This window comes from Pseudomonas sp. GW458-11-26-14-LB4, from assembly GCF_059423925.1.
In genome coordinates this window covers 58,925-76,671 of record NZ_JBWKYU010000005.1, presented here as the reverse complement: position 1 = coordinate 76,671, position 17,747 = coordinate 58,925, and the positions used below count along the sequence as shown (strand labels likewise).

The 17,747-nt window shown below is 60.9% G+C and carries 15 protein-coding genes; 11 read left to right on the top strand and 4 right to left on the bottom strand.

The genetic code is table 11. The features are described from left to right. Positions 1-43: 43 nt before the first annotated feature. The 3 genes from AC07XZ_RS08610 to gap all read right to left on the bottom strand — a co-directional run bounded on the left by AC07XZ_RS08610 (position 44) and on the right by gap (position 2,772). Positions 44-1,009: a FecR family protein gene (locus AC07XZ_RS08610; protein ID WP_102687265.1), complete on the bottom strand. Its 966-nt coding sequence runs from the start codon at positions 1,007-1,009 to the stop codon at positions 44-46. Between the two features lie 123 nt (positions 1,010-1,132). Continuing rightward, complete coding sequence (locus AC07XZ_RS08605) at positions 1,133-1,651, bottom strand: RNA polymerase sigma factor (RefSeq protein WP_007951175.1); 519 nt, start codon at positions 1,649-1,651, stop codon at positions 1,133-1,135. A 119-nt stretch (positions 1,652-1,770) separates the two neighbouring features. After that, positions 1,771-2,772 carry a type I glyceraldehyde-3-phosphate dehydrogenase gene (gene gap / locus AC07XZ_RS08600; protein ID WP_102687266.1) on the bottom strand — a complete coding sequence of 334 codons (1,002 nt, stop codon included), beginning with the start codon at positions 2,770-2,772 and terminating at the stop codon, positions 1,771-1,773. A gap of 220 nt (positions 2,773-2,992) precedes the next feature. On the opposite strand from gap, the gene edd reads away from it, so the two are divergent. From edd to AC07XZ_RS08545, 11 genes are all read left to right on the top strand, one after another. Beyond that, positions 2,993-4,819, top strand: coding sequence for a phosphogluconate dehydratase (gene edd, locus AC07XZ_RS08595; RefSeq protein ID WP_085745187.1), 1,827 nt, complete (start codon positions 2,993-2,995; stop codon positions 4,817-4,819). Next, complete coding sequence (locus AC07XZ_RS08590; RefSeq protein ID WP_102687267.1) at positions 4,816-5,772, top strand: glucokinase; 957 nt, start codon at positions 4,816-4,818, stop codon at positions 5,770-5,772. The genes edd and AC07XZ_RS08590 overlap by 4 nt, the downstream gene beginning before the upstream one ends. 79 nt (positions 5,773-5,851) lie before the next feature. After that, entirely contained in the window at positions 5,852-6,583 is a 732-nt protein-coding gene (locus AC07XZ_RS08585) for a response regulator (RefSeq protein WP_007951171.1), read from the top strand. A 31-nt stretch (positions 6,584-6,614) separates the two neighbouring features. Beyond that, positions 6,615-8,042: an ATP-binding protein gene (locus AC07XZ_RS08580; protein WP_162803872.1), complete on the top strand. Its 1,428-nt coding sequence runs from the start codon at positions 6,615-6,617 to the stop codon at positions 8,040-8,042. Positions 8,043-8,337: 295 nt separating this feature from the next. Then, positions 8,338-9,597: a D-mannose isomerase gene (locus AC07XZ_RS08575; protein ID WP_102687268.1), complete on the top strand. Its 1,260-nt coding sequence runs from the start codon at positions 8,338-8,340 to the stop codon at positions 9,595-9,597. A 118-nt stretch (positions 9,598-9,715) separates the two neighbouring features. Beyond that, entirely contained in the window at positions 9,716-11,017 is a 1,302-nt protein-coding gene (locus AC07XZ_RS08570; protein WP_007951167.1) for an ABC transporter substrate-binding protein, read from the top strand. Between the two features lie 109 nt (positions 11,018-11,126). After that, a complete protein-coding gene (locus tag AC07XZ_RS08565) occupies positions 11,127-12,035 on the top strand; it encodes a carbohydrate ABC transporter permease (protein WP_007951166.1) in 909 nt (302 codons plus the stop codon). Further along, entirely contained in the window at positions 12,028-12,873 is an 846-nt protein-coding gene (locus AC07XZ_RS08560; protein ID WP_007951164.1) for a carbohydrate ABC transporter permease, read from the top strand. The genes AC07XZ_RS08565 and AC07XZ_RS08560 overlap by 8 nt, the downstream gene beginning before the upstream one ends. 2 nt (positions 12,874-12,875) lie before the next feature. Then, on the top strand, positions 12,876-14,036 hold the full coding sequence (locus tag AC07XZ_RS08555) for an ABC transporter ATP-binding protein (RefSeq protein ID WP_102687269.1): 1,161 nt from the start codon (positions 12,876-12,878) through the stop codon (positions 14,034-14,036). 132 nt (positions 14,037-14,168) lie between these two features. Beyond that, a complete protein-coding gene (locus AC07XZ_RS08550) occupies positions 14,169-15,515 on the top strand; it encodes a carbohydrate porin (protein ID WP_085745182.1) in 1,347 nt (448 codons plus the stop codon). Positions 15,516-15,631: 116 nt separating this feature from the next. Further along, positions 15,632-16,486: a D-hexose-6-phosphate mutarotase gene (locus tag AC07XZ_RS08545; protein WP_102687270.1), complete on the top strand. Its 855-nt coding sequence runs from the start codon at positions 15,632-15,634 to the stop codon at positions 16,484-16,486. A gap of 207 nt (positions 16,487-16,693) precedes the next feature. Here AC07XZ_RS08545 and AC07XZ_RS08540 read toward each other — a convergent pair whose 3' ends face one another. After that, positions 16,694-17,554, bottom strand: a complete 861-nt coding sequence (locus tag AC07XZ_RS08540) for a MurR/RpiR family transcriptional regulator (protein WP_169842436.1) — start codon at positions 17,552-17,554, stop codon at positions 16,694-16,696. Between the last annotated feature and the right edge of the window lie 193 nt (positions 17,555-17,747).

The following is a 17,747-nucleotide window of genomic DNA, read 5'->3' as shown; positions in this document are numbered from 1 at the left end:
CGAGACGAACGAGCTTCGACTATCGAGTAAAAATAATTCTCATTTAGTTCAAGATCACCAGCGCCGGGAATTCCCGAAGCTTGGCCGAGGTGATATGAGCGAGCGAACGCACCACGTCCAGCGGCTGGTCGAGACGGTAATTGCCGGTGACGGCGACGTCGGCCAACTGATCGTTGGTGTTGATGATGAAGCCCGGGTAGTAGCGGCGCAGTTCGGCCAGCACCTGGTTCAGCGGGCAGTTCTCGAAGATCAGCCGACCCTGCACCCAGGCCAGATCGGTGGCGGCGTCGACCTTGGCCGGACGGTCGAAACCGTTCGGGCCGATGCGGATGCTTTCCCCGGCGGACAGCCGCACACGGGCATCGTCACGGGTCGCCCGCAGATCGACATCGCCGCGCTGCACCCGCACCTGCGCCACGCCGTCCAGATAACGCACGGCGAACGCGGTGTCGCGCACGCTGGCCTTCACCGGCCCGGCGTCGATTTCCAGCGGCTGGCTGCGGCTGGCCGGGATCTCGAAAAACGCTTCGCCCTGATACAGCCGCGCGACTCGCTGCTGATCGTTGATCGTGCTGGAGAACGCGGAATTGGTGTTCAGCAGGACTTTCGAGCCGTCCTCAAGCTGCAGGCGCTGACGCTCGCCGACTACGGTCAGGTGATCGGCCTGCAGACGCATCGGCAGGTTGCTGAAACTGAACAGCCCGAGCAGCAGCACCGCGGCGGTGGCCAGCGGTTTCCAGTGCGGACGCAGGCGAGTGAGGACGGTAACTTTCTTCGGTTTGGCCGCGAGGTTTTGCGCGCACTGAGCGATCTGCGGGCCGTCCCAGATTGCCTGAGCCTTGGCGAACGCCTCGGCATTCAACGGATCGGCCGCCAGCCAGGCATGGAATTGCCGGGTCTGCTCCTCGTCCGGACTGCCGAGCACGATGAGCCAGTCCAGAGCCTGGTCCATTGCGCTGGCGGCGTCCTGCGCCGATGAAGGCGAAGGGGAGCGGTGGGTGTCCGTCACGGTGTTTCCTCGGCAGTGTCTGTGCACGGCTGTTTTTTTAGTGAAGCGTAAAAGTCGGGCAAGGGTAACAAAGCCCGATGATCAGTGCAGTCGATCCTGTCGAATACCGACAAGGCTTGCAGATCAGTCGCCGTTCAGGCGCTCGGCGACACCGATGCAGATGGTCATGATCAGTTTGAGTTCTTTCTGCACCGTGCTGAGGGATACGCTCAGTTCTTCGGCGATTTCCTGATAGCTGTGCCCGTGCAGGCGGCTGAGGATGAAGATTTGCTGTTGGCGGGGGCTGAGTTCACCGAGGCTCACGTTCAGGCGCTCCAGCAATTGTTCGGCGTGGGCGGCGTCTTCGGCGCTGCTGGCGGGGGCGGCGACGCTGTGCACCACGTCCTGCGGCACGTCGTCGACCATGGTCCGCGAATGAATCTTGCGCGCACGCAAATGATCCAGTGCCAGGTTGCGCGCGGTCTGGAAGACAAAGGGTTCAAGGTGATCGATGGCCCGTTCGCTCAGCGCCCGGGTGACGCGCAGGTAAGTTTCCTGCAACAGGTCTTCGGCGGTGCTGTGGTTGTTGACCATCCGTTCCAGCGTCCGCAGCAGCGAGGTGCGCTGGGCGAGGAAGACGTGGTTGAAGTGTGATTGACTCACGGGAAGACCTGATCCATTTCGAGCGAATGATAATGCTTATCATCCGCCCGAGTGGTCAAGTGTTGATTTGTCAAAGGTTGGTAAAGCTTTTGCCCGCTCTCAAAACGGCGCCAGCGGTTTTATTCCGCGTTGCACAGGGCCAGGCAGTTATCGAGCATACGGTTGGAGAAGCCCCACTCGTTGTCGTACCAGGCCAGTACTTTCAGCAGTTTGCCGCTGGCTTTGGTGTGGTTGGCGTCGAAGATCGACGACAGCGGGTTGTGGTTGAAGTCGCTCGATACCAGCGGCAGGGTGTTGTAGCCGAGGATCTTCGAATGCTGGCTCGCCGCTTTCATCAGTGCATTGACCTCATCGGCCGAGGCTTCGCGCTTCAGCTGCACGGTCAGGTCCACCAGCGACACATTGATCACCGGCACACGCACGGCCATGCCGGTCAGCTTGCCCGCCAGTTCCGGCAGCACCAGGCCCACGGCTTCGGCAGCGCCGGTCTTGCTCGGGATCATGTTCTGGGTGGCGGAGCGGGCGCGGTACGGGTCGGTGTGGTAGACGTCGGTCAGGTTCTGGTCGTTGGTGTAGGCGTGAATCGTGGTCATCAGACCATTTTCGATGCCCAGTTCGCGGTGCAGCACCTGAGCCACGGGGGCCAGGCAGTTGGTGGTGCACGACGCGTTGGAAATGATCTGGTGCGACTGGCGCAGAATGTCGTGGTTCACACCGTAAACGACGGTGGCATCGGCGCCTTTGGCCGGGGCCGAGATAATCACTTTGCGTGCGCCGGCGGTAATATGCGCGGCGGCTTTGGCCCGGTCGGTGAACAGACCGGTGCATTCGAATACCACATCAATCTTTTCCGCGGCCCATGGCAGGTCGGCCGGGTTGCGGATGGCGCTGACCGAAATGCGGTCGCCGTTGACGGTCAGGCTCTCGTTGTCATGAGCCACTTCGGCGTCGAATGTGCCATGAACGGTGTCGTACTTGAGCAGATGCGCATTGATCGCGCTGTCGCCCAGATCGTTGATGGCGACGATCTGCAAATCCTGACGATAGCCTTGGGTATACAGTGCGCGCAGGACATTACGGCCGATACGGCCAAAACCATTGATTGCGATTCGAAGAGTCATTGAACAGCGCCGCCGTCGTTTTGTTGTTGGAATTACAAGATTATTCGCATAAAAATAGAAAACAAGCCTTTTTAGTGGCAATATTTTGTTTTATCTACAACGAGTGACCTGAATCAACTGGTCCGAATGATCAAGAAAACCGTTCGTCATCCCACGCGAACGGGCTTTTGATCAGCATAGACAATCAGGTCGCCACATCCGTTAGCCTGGAGTTCTACACATGCATCCCCGCGTTCTTGAGGTCACCGAACGGCTTATCGCCCGCAGCCGCGCCACGCGTCAGGCTTACCTTGCACTGATTCGCGGCGCCGCCACCGACGGGCCGATGCGCGGCAAGCTGCAATGCGCCAACTTCGCCCATGGCGTGGCCGGGTGTGGCAGCGAAGACAAGCACAGCCTGCGGATGATGAACTCGGCGAACATCGCAATTGTTTCGTCATATAACGACATGCTCTCGGCGCATCAGCCGTACGAAGTCTTCCCGGAACAGATCAAGAACGCCCTGCGCGAAATCGGCTCGGTCGGCCAGTTCGCCGGCGGTACGCCGGCCATGTGCGATGGAGTGACCCAGGGCGAGCCGGGCATGGAGCTGAGCCTGCCGAGCCGCGAAGTGATCGCGATGTCGACGGCGGTGGCGCTGTCGCACAACATGTTCGACGGCGCGCTGATGCTCGGCATCTGCGACAAGATCGTTCCGGGCCTGATGATGGGCTCCTTGCGTTTCGGTCACCTGCCGACGATTTTCGTACCGGGCGGGCCGATGGTCTCGGGGATTTCAAACAAGGAAAAAGCCGACGTGCGGCAGAAGTACGCCGAAGGCAAGGCGACCCGCGAAGAGCTGCTGGAATCGGAGATGAAGTCCTACCACAGCCCGGGCACCTGCACCTTCTACGGCACCGCCAACACCAACCAGTTGCTGATGGAAGTCATGGGCCTGCACTTGCCGGGCGCGTCCTTCGTCAACCCGAACACGCCGCTGCGTGAGGCCCTGACCCGCGAAGCCGCGCATCAGGTCACCCGCCTGACCAAACAGAACGGCAACTTCATGCCGATCGGCGAAATCGTTGACGAGAAGGCGCTGGTCAACTCGATCGTCGCGCTGCACGCCACCGGCGGCTCGACCAACCACACCCTGCACATGCCGGCCATCGCCATGGCGGCAGGCATTCAACTGACCTGGCAGGACATGGCCGACCTCTCCGAAGTCGTGCCGACCCTGAGCCACGTCTATCCGAACGGCAAGGCTGACATCAACCACTTCCAGGCAGCGGGCGGCATGTCGTTCCTGATCCGCGAACTGCTCGAAGCCGGCCTGCTGCACGAAGACGTCAACACCGTGCTCGGCCACGGCCTGAGCCAGTACACCAAGGAGCCGTTCCTCGATAACGGCAAGTTGGTGTGGCGCGAAGGCCCGACCGACAGCCTCGACGAAAACATCCTGCGTCCGGTGGCCCGTGCGTTCTCGGCAGAGGGCGGCTTGCGCGTGATGGAAGGCAACCTCGGTCGTGGCGTGATGAAGGTGTCCGCCGTGGCGCTGGAAAACCAGATTGTCGAAGCACCGGCCATGGTGTTCCAAGATCAACAGGATCTGGCGGACGCCTTCAAGGCCGGTTTGCTTGAAAAAGATTTCGTCGCGGTGATGCGCTTCCAGGGCCCGCGCTCCAACGGCATGCCGGAGCTGCACAAGATGACGCCGTTCCTCGGCGTGCTGCAGGATCGCGGCTTCAAGGTTGCGCTGGTGACTGACGGACGTATGTCCGGCGCATCCGGGAAAATTCCGGCGGCCATTCATGTCAGCCCCGAAGCTTATGTCGGCGGCGCTTTGGCGCGGGTGCAAGAGGGCGATATCATCCGCGTCGATGGCGTCAAAGGCACTTTGGAACTCAAGGTGGACGCCGCCGAATTCGCAGCGCGCGAACCCGCCAAAGGCCTGTTGGGCAACAACATCGGCAGCGGTCGCGAGCTGTTTGGCTTCATGCGTTTGGCCTTCAGCTCGGCGGAGCAGGGCGCCAGCGCCTTCACTTCTGCCCTGGAGACGCTTAATTGAAACTGGCTTTGGTCGGTGACATCGGAGGCACCAACGCGCGGTTCGCGTTGTGGAAAGATCAGCAGCTCGAATCGGTTCAGGTGCTGGCCACGGCCGACCATGCCAGCCCGGAAGAGGCGATCAGCCTCTACCTGAGCGGGCTCGGTCTGGCGCCAGGCGCCATCGGTTCGGTGTGCCTGTCGGTGGCGGGGCCGGTGAGCGGCGATGAATTCAAGTTCACCAACAACCACTGGCGCCTGAGCCGCAAGGCGTTCTGCCAGACCTTGCAGGTCGAGCAGTTGTTGCTGATCAACGACTTCTCGGCGATGGCGCTGGGCATGACCCGTTTGCAGCCCGGCGAATTTCGCGTGGTCTGCGAGGGCGAGCCTGAGCCATTGCGCCCGGCAGTGGTGATCGGCCCGGGCACTGGTCTGGGCGTCGGCACGTTGCTCGATCTCGGTGAAGGTCGATTTGCCGCGTTGCCGGGAGAGGGCGGTCACGTCGATCTGCCGCTGAGCAGTCTGCGTGAAACCCAGCTCTGGCAGCACATCCACAACGAAATCGGCCACGTCAGCGCGGAAACCGCGTTGAGCGGCGGCGGCTTGCCTCGGGTGTACCGGGCGATCTGCGCGGTGGATGGTCATGAACCGAAACTCGATACGCCGGAGGCCATCACTGCGGCGGGACTTGCAGGCGACCCGATTGCCCTGGAAGTACTGGAGCAATTCTGCTGCTGGCTCGGTCGCGTGGCCGGCAATAACGTGCTGACCACCGGCGGCCGTGGTGGGGTGTACATCGTGGGTGGCGTGATTCCGCGCTTTGCCGACTTCTTCCTCGAAAGCGGTTTCGCCCGCAGCTTCGCCGACAAGGGCTGCATGAGCGATTACTTCAAGGGGATTCCGGTGTGGCTGGTGACGGCGCCGTATTCCGGGCTCGTCGGTGCAGGAGTGGCGCTCGAACAATCCGGTAAATGATCATTCCCACGCCGAGCGTGGGAACCCTCGACACATCAGGCATAATCCGCCCAATTCCAACAACAAGGATGCCTTCGAAGTGAGCTCAGTCAACAAGTCGATTTTGTTGGTCGATGACGACCAGGAGATACGCGAGTTGCTGGAAACCTACCTGACCCGCGCGGGCTTTCAGGTTCGGGCCACGGCGGATGGCGCCGGTTTTCGTCAGGCGTTGAACGAAGCGCCGAGCGATCTGGTGATCCTCGATGTGATGCTGCCCGATGAAGACGGCTTCAGCCTGTGCCGCTGGGTGCGCCAGCATCCGCGTCAGGCCCAGGTGCCGATCATCATGCTTACCGCCAGTTCCGACGAAGCCGATCGTGTCATCGGTCTGGAGCTAGGCGCCGACGACTACCTCGGCAAACCTTTCAGCCCCCGCGAACTGCAAGCCCGGATCAAGGCCCTGCTGCGTCGCGCCCAATTCGGTCAGGAACGCGGCGGCAGTGAAGTGCTGGCGTTCGATGAGTGGCGACTGGACATGGTCAGCCATCGGCTGTTCCACACCGACGGCGAGGAAGTGATTCTTTCCGGCGCCGACTTCGCCCTGCTGAAACTGTTCCTCGATCACCCTCAGCAAATCCTCGACCGCGACACCATCGGCAACGCCACCCGTGGCCGCGACCTGATGCCCCTCGATCGCATCGTCGACATGGCCGTCAGCCGTTTGCGCCAGCGTCTGCGCGACACCGAAAAACCGCCACGGCTGATCCGCACCGTGCGTGGCAGCGGCTACCAGCTGGCAGCCAATGTGGTTGCCGGCAATGGTCACTGAGTTCCTGCGCACCACCGCGCGCAAAGTGCCGATGCCGCGTTCGTTGCTCGGCCGGATGTTGCTGCTGACGTTGCTCGCGGTGTTGTTCGCCCAGACCCTGTCCAGCGTGATCTGGGTGTCCCAATTGCGCGCGACCCAGCTCGAAGGCCTGGTCACCAGCGCTCGCAGCCTCGCCCATTCGATGACCGCCAGTGTCAGTTACTTCCGCTCGTTGCCGGTGGCCTATCGGCCGCTGGTGCTCGATCAGTTGCGCAGTATGGGCGGCACGCGTTTTGTGGTGACGCTGAACGACAAGCCGCTGGGCATGGAAGTACTGCCGGTGACACCGCGCAAGGCAGCGGTGTTGAAAGCGGTGGATGAAGTGCTGCGTCAGTCGCTGGGCCAGGACACCGACATTCTGGTGACCTTCGTCAGCCCTGATGACCTGCGGATCTTCAACGCCGGGTTGAAACTCGATGAGTTGCCACGTTCGTGGGCGCATTACGCGTTGACGCTGGAACCGGTGAATCCGCCGGTGCTGGTGACCCAGATTCAGTTGGCGCCGGGTGAATGGCTGTACATCGCCTCACTGCTGCCCGAACCCTACACCAGTCTTGAAGAACAGGGCCTGCCGACTCAGCAGGTGTGGTTCATCGTCTTCACCAGCGGTTTCCTGTTGTTGTTCATCGGCCTGCTGGTGCACTGGCAGAGCCGGCCGCTCAAGCGTCTGGCACGGGCCGCGCGGGATTTGTCGCTGGGCGCCGACGTCGAGCCGGTGGCCGAGGGCGGCGGCAGTGAAGTGGTCGAAGTGGGCCGCGCCTTCAACACCATGCGCGAGCGCATCAGCCGTTACCTGACCGAGCGCAGCCAGTTGTTCAGCGCGATTTCCCATGACCTGCGCACGCCGATCACCCGCTTGCGACTGCGGGTCGAACTGCTGGAAGACGAAACACTGCAAACCAAGTTCGGCCGCGATCTGGATGAATTGGAGCTGCTGGTCAAAGGCGCGCTGCAATGCGTGAAGGACACCGACATCCACGAAAACATCGAGCCGGTGGACCTGAACCATGTGCTCGACTGTCTGGTGGAGCCGTATCTGGCACCCAACGGCAATGGCCGCGTGACCCAACAGGGGCGGGCGCTGGCGGCGTATCCGGGCAAGCCGTTGGCGCTCAAGCGCTGCATCGGCAACCTGATCGACAACGCGTTGAAGTACGGCCAGAACGCGCACTTGCACATCGATGACGACGAAAGCGCATTTGTACTGCATGTCGACGACGAAGGCCCGGGCGTGCCGGAGCAGCGGTTGGAGCAGGTGTTCGAGCCGCACTTCCGGTTGGCGGGGCAGCAGCAGGGTTACGGTCTCGGTTTGGGGATCGCCCGCAACATTGCCCATAGCCATGGCGGTGAGGTGACGTTGCAGAATCTGCGTGAGGGTGGATTGCGCGTGACCCTGCAATTGCCGCGTTCGGCGGATTAAGTCAAAAGCTTGCCCTCACCCTAGCCCTCTCCCGGAGGGAGAGGGGACCGACCGAGGTGTCTGGCGTCATACATCGACCTGAAAGACCTTATCGATTATGGATTCAAAGCGAATCGTTCAGGTCGGCGTACCTCTGCAATATCCCTCGGTCGGCCCCCTCTCCCTCCGGGAGAGGGCTGGGGTGAGGGCTGGCTCTTTGTCACGACTCGGTGACAAAACCCGCCCCCTTCGTTACAAGCCCCTCCCGGCCCGTTGTTTAGACTGCCCGCAGTCATAACAACAAAAAAGGCCACCCATGGATCACTTCAATCCGGGCTTCAGCAGTTGGCTGAACGCCCCTGCCCACCAGCAATGGCTCGCCGACGAAGGCCTGCGCCTGCTGGCATTTGCCAAGGCTTCGCGATTGCCCGAAGGCTTCGGCAATCTCGATGAGCGCGGCCAGCTCCAGGCCGGCGCGCAAGCCGAAACCATGAACACCGCACGCATGACCCACAGCTTCGCCATGGCCCACATTCAGGGTCTGCCGGGATTCGCCGAACTGGTCGATCACGGCATTGCGGCCCTGCGCGGCCCGTTGCGCGATGCGCTGCACGGCGGCTGGTTCGCTGTCGCCGAGCACCGTGACGGCAACACCGGCAAGAACGCTTATCTGCATGCCTTCGTCGCGCTGGCGGCCAGTTCCGCGGTGGTCGCGCAACGCCCCGGTGCGCAGGCATTGCTGGATGACGCCGTCGACATCATCGACACCTATTTCTGGAGCGAAGAAGAGGGCGCCATGCGCGAATTCTTCAATCGCGACTGGCGCGAAGAAGAAGCCTACCGCGGTGCCAACAGCAACATGCACGCCACCGAAGCCTTCCTTGCGCTGGCCGATGTCACCGAAGACCCGCGCTGGCTGGTGCGTGCGCAACGCATCGTCGAGCGGGTGATTCACGGTCACGCTGCCGCCAACGATTACCTGGTGATCGAGCATTTCGACCGCGACTGGCAGCCGCTGCGTGAATACAACCATGACAATCCCGCCGACGGTTTCCGTCCCTACGGCACCACACCGGGCCACGGTTTCGAGTGGGCGCGGCTGTTGCTGCACCTCGAAGCCGCGCGGGTTCAGGCCGGCATGCTCACGCCCGGCTGGCTGGCCACTGACGCGCAAAAGCTGTTCGAGAACAACTGCCGTCATGGCTGGGACGTCGATGGCGCGCCAGGCATCGTCTACACCCTCGACTGGAACAACAAAGCGGTGGTGCGTCATCGCCTGCACTGGACTCACGCCGAAGCCAGCGCTGCCGCCAGTGCCTTGCTCAAACGCACCGGCGATGCGCAGTACGAAACCTGGTATCGCCTGTTCTGGGAATTTTGCGAAACGTATTTCATCGACCGCTGCGACGGCAGCTGGCACCACGAACTCGATCCGCAGAACCGCCCAAGTGCCGATATCTGGGCGGGCAAACCGGATCTGTACCACGCCTGGCAGGCCGTGCTGATTCCGCGTCTGCCGCTGGCGCCGAGCATGGCCAGTGCTCTGGCACAGCTTTCCCGAAGCGTTCCTGTGTAACCATGTGGTGACATTCGCGCGTCCCTTCGTTACCTGCGAGGGGAAACGCTCTGTTTAAACTCGTGTGCAGCGCAAGCACCAGACTTGCATGCATAACAACAAGAAAGGTACATCTCAGATGAATGCGATTTCTCGCCTCGCTACTGTCATTTCTGTCGCCTCCCTGTTCCCGCTCGCTGTGCTGCCCCTGAGTGTTTCCGCTGCCGAATCCAAAGGTTCGGTGGAAGTCGTGCATTGGTGGACGTCCGGTGGCGAAAAAGCTGCCGTCGATGTGCTCAAGGCACAAGTCGAGAAAGACGGTTTCACCTGGAAAGACGGCGCTGTCGCCGGTGGTGGCGGTGCGACTGCCATGACCGTGCTGAAAAGCCGCGCGGTAGCCGGCAACCCGCCAGGCGTTGCCCAGATCAAAGGCCCGGACATCCAGGAATGGGCGTCGACCGGTCTGCTCGACACTGACGTCCTGAAAGACGTTTCCAAGTCCGAGAAGTGGGACAGCCTGCTCGACAAGAAAGTCTCCGACACCGTGAAGTTCGAAGGTGATTACGTGGCCGTCCCGGTGAACATTCACCGCGTGAACTGGCTGTGGATCAACCCGGAAGTCTTCAAGAAAGCCGGTATCGAAAAAGCCCCGACCACCCTCGAAGAATTCTACGCCGCCGGCGACAAGCTGAAAGCGGCGGGCTTCATCCCGCTGGCTCACGGCGGCCAGCCATGGCAGGACAGCACCGTGTTCGAAGCGGTCGTGCTGTCGGTGATGGGCGTTGATGGTTACAAGAAAGCCCTGGTCGACCTGGACAACGCTGCCCTGACCGGCCCGGAAATGGTCAAGGCCCTGACCGAGCTGAAGAAAGTCGCGACCTACATGGACCAGGACGGCAAAGGCCAGGACTGGAACCTGGAAGCGGCCAAGGTCATCAACGGCAAGGCCGGCATGCAGATCATGGGTGACTGGGCCAAGTCCGAATGGACCGCCGCCAAGAAAGTCGCCGGCAAGGACTACGAGTGCGTAGCCTTCCCGGGCACCGACAAGGCGTTCACCTACAACATCGACTCGCTGGCCGTGTTCAAGCAGAAGGACGCGGGCACCGCGGCCGGTCAGCAGGACATCGCCAAAGTCGTGCTGGGTGAAAACTTCCAGAAAGTCTTCAGCATCAACAAGGGCTCGATCCCGGTGCGTAACGACATGCTCGCCGACATGGGCAAGTACGGTTTCGACTCCTGCGCCCAGACCGCTGCCAAGGACTTCCTGGCAGACGCCAAGAACGGCGGCCTGCAACCGAGCATGGCGCACAACATGGCGACCACGCTGGCAGTTCAGGGCGCGTTCTTTGATGTCGTGACCAACTACATCAACGACCCGAAAGCCGACCCGGCCGACGCTGCCAAAAAACTCGGCACTGCCATCAAGGCTGCCAAGTAAGCGGTAGCGACGAGCTGCGAGCTACAAGCTGCGAGACAAGAGCGCTGCTCTGCTGGTCTTGCAGCTCTCAACTCGTAGCTGCTCTTCTCTTTTTTTATTGGATCTTCCCATGAGTTCTGTTGCTGTGTTCAGCAAGGCCTCGCCGTTCGACGCATTGCAGCGCTGGCTACCGAAACTGGTGCTGGCGCCGAGCATGTTCATCGTTCTGGTGGGCTTCTATGGCTATATCCTCTGGACGTTTGTCCTGTCGTTCACCACGTCGACCTTCCTGCCGAACTACAAGTGGGCAGGCCTGGCGCAATACGAGCGTCTGTTCGACAACGACCGTTGGTGGGTGGCGAGCAAGAACCTGGCCGTGTTCGGCGGCATGTTCATCGGCATCACCCTCGTAATCGGCGTGACACTGGCGATTTTCCTCGACCAGAAAATCCGTCGCGAAGGCTTTATCCGCACCATTTACCTGTACCCGATGGCGCTCTCGATGATCGTCACCGGTACTGCGTGGAAATGGCTGCTCAACCCGGGCATGGGCCTGGACAAATTGCTGCGGGACTGGGGCTGGGAAGGCTTCCGTCTCGACTGGCTGATCGACCCGGATCGCGTGGTGTATTGCCTGGTGATCGCGGCGGTCTGGCAGGCTTCGGGCTTCATCATGGCGATGTTCCTCGCCGGTCTGCGTGGCGTCGATCAATCGATCATTCGTGCCGCCCAGATCGACGGCGCGAGCATGCCGCGCATCTACTGGAAGGTTGTGCTGCCAAGCCTGCGTCCGGTGTTCTTCAGTGCGGTGATGATCCTGGCGCACATCGCGATCAAGAGCTTCGACCTGGTGGCGGCCATGACGGCCGGCGGCCCGGGTTATTCCTCCGATTTGCCGGCGATGTTCATGTACTCGTTCACCTTCAGCCGTGGACAGATGGGCATGGGCTCGGCCAGTGCAATCCTGATGCTCGGTGCGATCCTCGCGATCATCGTGCCTTACCTGTACTCCGAGCTGAGGACCAAGCGTCATGACTAGTCTCGCCTCCAAACCGGCCATCAGCCTGAGTCGCATCGCGATCTACGCGGTGCTGATCCTTGCGGTCCTGCTGTATCTGGTACCGCTGGTGGTCATGCTGCTGACCAGCTTCAAGACCCCGGAAGACATCTCCACCGGCAACCTGCTGAGCTGGCCGACCGTGGTCAGCGGCATCGGCTGGGTGAAAGCCTGGGCCACCGTTGACGGCTACTTCTGGAACTCGATCAAGATCACCGTTCCGGCCGTGATCATCTCCACCGCCATCGGTGCGTTGAACGGTTATGTGCTGTCGTTCTGGCGCTTCCGCGGTTCGCAGCTGTTCTTCGGCCTGCTGTTGTTCGGCTGCTTCCTGCCGTTCCAGACCGTGCTGCTGCCGGCGTCGTTCACCCTCGGCAAGATGGGCCTGGCGAGCACCACTACCGGCCTGGTGTTCATCCATGTGGTCTACGGTCTGGCGTTCACCACGCTGTTCTTCCGTAACTACTACGTGAGCATTCCGGATGCGCTGATCAAGGCCGCGCGTCTCGATGGCGCGGGGTTCTTCACGATCTTCCGCCAGATCATCCTGCCGATGTCCACTCCGATCATCATGGTCTGCCTGATCTGGCAGTTCACCCAGATCTGGAACGACTTCCTGTTCGGCGTGGTGTTCTCCAGCGGTGATTCGCAACCGATCACGGTGGCGCTGAACAACCTGGTCAACACCAGCACCGGGGCCAAGGAATACAACGTGGATATGGCGGCGGCGATGATCGCCGGGCTGCCGACCCTGCTGGTCTATGTGGTCGCAGGCAAGTATTTCGTGCGCGGGCTGACGGCCGGCGCAGTCAAGGGGTAATCATGGCTACGCTCGAACTTCGCAATGTAAACAAGACCTACGGTACCGGCCTGCCGGACACCCTGAAGAACATCGAACTGTCGATCAAGGACGGTGAGTTCCTGATCCTCGTCGGGCCCTCGGGCTGCGGCAAGTCGACCCTGATGAACTGCATCGCCGGCCTGGAAACCATCACCGGCGGCGCGATCATGATCGGTGACCAGGATGTCAGCGGCATGAGCCCGAAAGATCGCGACATCGCCATGGTGTTCCAGTCCTACGCGCTGTATCCGACCATGAGCGTGCGCGAGAACATCGAGTTCGGTCTGAAGATCCGCAAGATGAGCCAGTCGGCGATCGACGAAGAAGTCGCCCGCGTGGCCAAGCTGCTGCAGATCGAGCACCTGCTCAATCGCAAGCCGGGTCAGCTCTCCGGCGGCCAGCAACAGCGCGTGGCGATGGGCCGTGCCCTGGCGCGTCGGCCGAAGATCTATCTGTTCGACGAACCGCTGTCCAACCTCGACGCCAAACTGCGCGTCGAGATGCGCACCGAAATGAAACTGATGCACCAGCGTCTGAAAACCACCACGGTCTACGTGACCCACGACCAGATCGAAGCGATGACGTTGGGCGACAAAGTGGCGGTGATGAAGGACGGGATCATCCAGCAGTTCGGTACGCCGAAAGAGATCTACAACGACCCGGCCAACCTGTTCGTCGCGAGCTTCATCGGTTCGCCGCCGATGAACTTCATCCCGCTGCGTCTGCAACGCAAGGACGGCCGTCTGGTGGCGCTGCTCGACAGCGGCCAGGCCCGTTGCGAATTGCCGATGGCGATGCAGGACGCCGGACTCGAAGACCGCGAAGTGATCCTCGGCCTGCGCCCGGAGCAGATTGTCCTGGCCAATGGCGAGGGCAATGGCTTGCCGAGCATCAAGGCTGAAGTGCAGGTCACCGAGCCGACCGGTCCGGACACCCTGGTGTTCGTCAACCTCAACGACACCAAGGTCTGCTGCCGTCTGGCGCCGGATGTGGCGCCGCAGGTGGGTGAGACCCTGACCCTGCAATTCGATCCGTCGAAAGTGCTGCTGTTCGATGCCAAGTCCGGCGAGCGCCTGGGGGTTGCGGGCCTGCCGAAAACCGAGTCGCACAGCGCCAACGTGGCCCAGTTCAAGGGTCGCTGATCAACAAATGCGGGAGCGGGCTCGCCCGTTTCCGCAGGGAGCACGCGGTGCGTGGCCTGTCGCGCGCCGCATCAGATGTAAACCGCGTTAAATAAGAAGAACAGTTAATAACAATAAAACGAGGATGTAGGGATGAAGAAGAACAACAACGCTCAGCGAATCGGCCAGTTGTCAGCAGTTGCGGCAATGATGCTGGCCGGTAGCGTCCACGCGGCTGACGCGTTCAGCTCCGATTCGGAGTGGATGACCGGGGACTGGGGTGGCGAACGTACCAAGCTGATCGAGCAGGGTATCGACATCAAGATGGACTACGTCGGTGAAGTGGGCGGCAACCTTCACGGCGGTTTCAACGACGACAAGACAGCGCGTTACGCCGACCAGTTCGGTCTGGGCGTGGCGCTGGATCTGCAAAAACTGTGGGGCTGGGACAACACCCAGGCCAAGATCCAGTTCACCAACCGTAACGGCTACAACATTTCCAACGACCGCGTTGGCGATCCGCGTGCCGGCACCCTGAGTTCCTCGCAGGAAGTCTACGGTCGTGGCCACATGGTGCGTCTGACCCAGTTGTGGATCAAACATCAGTTCTTCGACAACAAACTCGACATCAAGGCCGGTTACTTCGGCGAAGGCGAAGACTTCAACACCTTCCCGTGCGAGTTCCAGAACCTGGCGTTCTGCGGTTCGCAAGTGGGTAACTGGGCGACCAACATCTGGTACAACTGGCCGGTCAGCCAGGCGGCCATTCGCGTCAAATACAACATCAACGACGAGCTCTACGCGCAGATTGGTGCGTACAACCAGAACCCGTCGCAACTGGAACACGGCAACGGCTTCAAGTTGAGCGGCAGCGGCACCAAAGGCACCGTGTTGCCAGTGGAACTGGTCTGGTTGCCTAACCCGAACGGCCTGCCGGGCGAATACCGTGTCGGTTACTACAAGAGCACGGCCGATGCCGACGACGTTCGCGAAGACGTCAACGGTTTCGACGCGGCAACCACCGGTGACGCCTACCGCACCCACAGCAGCAAGCACGGTTACTGGTTCGTTGCACAGCAACAACTCACCAGCCACAACGGTGACAAGAGCCGTGGTCTGAACATCGCTGCCAACGCCACGTTCCATGACAAGGACACCAACTTCATCGACAACTACCAGTCCTTGATGTTTGTGTACAAAGGCCCGTTCGACGCACGTCCGAAAGATGACGTCGGTATCGGTGCGGCACGTATTCACGTGAACAATGACGTGAAGAAAAACGCCGAGCTGCTCAACGTCGCCAACGGTGTTTCGGACTACGACAATCCGGTGTTCTCGCCGATTCGTGAAACCGAATACAACTACGAGATCAACTACGGCTTCCACGTGACCAACTGGCTGACCGTACGCCCGAACCTGCAATACATCACTCATCCGGGCGGTGTGGATGAAGTGGATAACGCTTTGGTCGCTGGCCTGAAAATTCAGTCTACGTTCTGACGCGTCTGCGATAAGCTCCTCTCTATGTGCGCATATTTGCGGACAGCCAAGGCTGTCCGCTTTTTTTTGGACAGGGGTGTCGCAGCCCATGAAAGTTGAATCTGGAACCGTGGCCCATGCATGAGCATCCGCTGCAACGCTTCTTCAAATCCTTGCGCGAACGTCCGGTGTTCGCCTGGGAGCGCTATCAGATGCGCGATGTGCTGGTGATCGATCATCCGCTGTGTCAGGCGGTGTTCAGTCGCCAGGGCGCGCAATTGCTGCATTTTCAGCCGCGCGGGCAAAAGCCGTGGTTATGGTGCGCGGCGAAATGGCCGCATGTCGGCGCGATTCGCGGCGGCGTGCCGGTTTGCTGGCCATGGTATGGCCGTCACCCGAGCGAAAACGCGTGGCCGTCCCATGGCTGGGCGCGACTTCTGGACTGGAAACTGCTCGACAGCAGCACCGGTGATGACGGCGTGCGCCTGCATTGGCAATTGCAGCTGTGCGACTGGCAGGTGGACCTGCACGCGCATCTGGGCGAACGCATGGAATTGCGCCTGAGCACTGAGCATCAGGACGACATGCCGTGCCAGTTGAGCCAGGCTTTGCACGCTTACTGGCGTATTGGCGACGTGAGTGAGATAGCGCTGTCTGGGCTCGAAGGGGCGCAGGGTTATGACCAGTTGAACCGTGAGGTTTGCCAGCAGGAAGGCGAGTTGCGGGTTGATGGCGGCTGTCAGCGAGTGTTTCAGCACGACGGCGAATTGCAGCTCAAGGATCACGCCTGGCAGCGCGAATTGTGCATCGATACCGGTGACAGCGCGGACACCGTGGTGTGGCATCCGGGCGCGCGGCCGTTGCTCGGCGTGACTTGGGATGAGATCTCGGAATTTGTCTGTGTTGAAGCGGCGGCGGGCGGGACCGACAGCCTGCATCTGGCGCCGGGGGAGAAGGCGCATTTGAGTTTGCAGGCTTGGGCTGGGGCTTGAGTGTGTCAATTCGACCGCTGCCCTCACCCTAACCCTCTCCCAGGGGGAGAGGGGACCGATTGGGGGATATTCAAGAGATTCACCGAATTGAACGAATGTCTTTGAATCCATAATCGACCCAATCTTTCAAGTCGATGTATAGCGCAAGACACTTCGGTCAGTCCCCTCTCCCTCCGGGAGAGGGTAAGGGTGAGGGGCTTTTGATCTTCAGTTGAACTCGTCACCCACCGGATACCGGCTCGCATTCAAGCTCTCTTTGATCTTGCGCAGATGCGGCTGGAAATCCACCCCGCGACGCAGCGTCATCCCCGTCGCCAGTACATCCAGCACGGTCAACTGAATGATCCGCGAGGTCATCGGCATGTAGATGTCGGTGTCTTCCGGCAGCGGAATATTCAGGCTCAGCGTACTGGCCTTGGCCAGTGGCGAATTCTCTGCCGTCAGGCCCAGCACCGAAGCGCCGTTCTCCCGGGCGATGCGCGCCACTTCCACCAGTTCGCGGGTGCGGCCGGTGTAGGAAATGATCACGAACAGCTCGCCGGTGTGCGCCACCGAGGCAATCATCCGCTGCATCAGCACATCGGCGTGGGCGGTGACCGCGAGGTTGAAACGGAAGAACTTGTGCTGCGCATCCAAAGCCACCGGAGCCGAAGCACCCAAGCCGAAGAAGTGGATCTGCCGGGCCTGGATCAACAGGTCGACGGCGCGGCTGATCAGGTTCGGGTCCAGCGCCTGGCAAGCGCTGTCCAAAGACGCGATCGCACTGCCGAAAATCTTCTGCGTGTAGGCCTCGGGATTGTCGTCGGCTTCTACCGCACGGCTGACATACGCCGCGCCGCTGGCCAGGCTCTGGGCCAGTTGCAGCTTGAGTTCGGGATAGCCGCTGACGCCGAACGAACGGCAGAAACGGTTGACCGTCGGTTCACTGACCGACGCCGCCTGGGCGAGGGCGGCGATGCTGAAGCGGGTGGCCTGCTGTGGGTTGAGCAGGATCACTTCGGCGACTTTGCGTTCGGCCTTGTTCAGCTCTTCAAGGCGACTCTGGATCTGTTCCAGTAAATTTCGCACGCGGTCCATAAGAATTCCTAGATTCACCGGCGCCGATAAGCGCGCGGCTATGCAAATTGGGCCTTTGATGTGGCCCGTGACGGTGGCCTATCCTACTGATGGCTCCGACCGACCACCACTCGGAATCTGTATTTTGCGAAAATGTTGTGGTTATTACTACATTTTCCCTTGAGTGATGCCTTGAAAAAAGGTA

Coding starts and splice junctions, on each gene's coding strand:
- AC07XZ_RS08555 (WP_102687269.1), top strand. CDS start 12,876: ATGGCTACGCTCGAACTTCGCAATGTAAACAAGACCTACGGTACCGGC.
- edd (WP_085745187.1), top strand. CDS start 2,993: ATGCATCCCCGCGTTCTTGAGGTCACCGAACGGCTTATCGCCCGCAGC.
- AC07XZ_RS08550 (WP_085745182.1), top strand. CDS start 14,169: ATGAAGAAGAACAACAACGCTCAGCGAATCGGCCAGTTGTCAGCAGTT.
- AC07XZ_RS08560 (WP_007951164.1), top strand. CDS start 12,028: ATGACTAGTCTCGCCTCCAAACCGGCCATCAGCCTGAGTCGCATCGCG.
- AC07XZ_RS08575 (WP_102687268.1), top strand. CDS start 8,338: ATGGATCACTTCAATCCGGGCTTCAGCAGTTGGCTGAACGCCCCTGCC.
- AC07XZ_RS08580 (WP_162803872.1), top strand. CDS start 6,615: ATGCCGCGTTCGTTGCTCGGCCGGATGTTGCTGCTGACGTTGCTCGCG.
- AC07XZ_RS08570 (WP_007951167.1), top strand. CDS start 9,716: ATGAATGCGATTTCTCGCCTCGCTACTGTCATTTCTGTCGCCTCCCTG.
- gap (WP_102687266.1), bottom strand. CDS start 2,772: ATGACTCTTCGAATCGCAATCAATGGTTTTGGCCGTATCGGCCGTAAT.
- AC07XZ_RS08545 (WP_102687270.1), top strand. CDS start 15,632: ATGCATGAGCATCCGCTGCAACGCTTCTTCAAATCCTTGCGCGAACGT.
- AC07XZ_RS08565 (WP_007951166.1), top strand. CDS start 11,127: ATGAGTTCTGTTGCTGTGTTCAGCAAGGCCTCGCCGTTCGACGCATTG.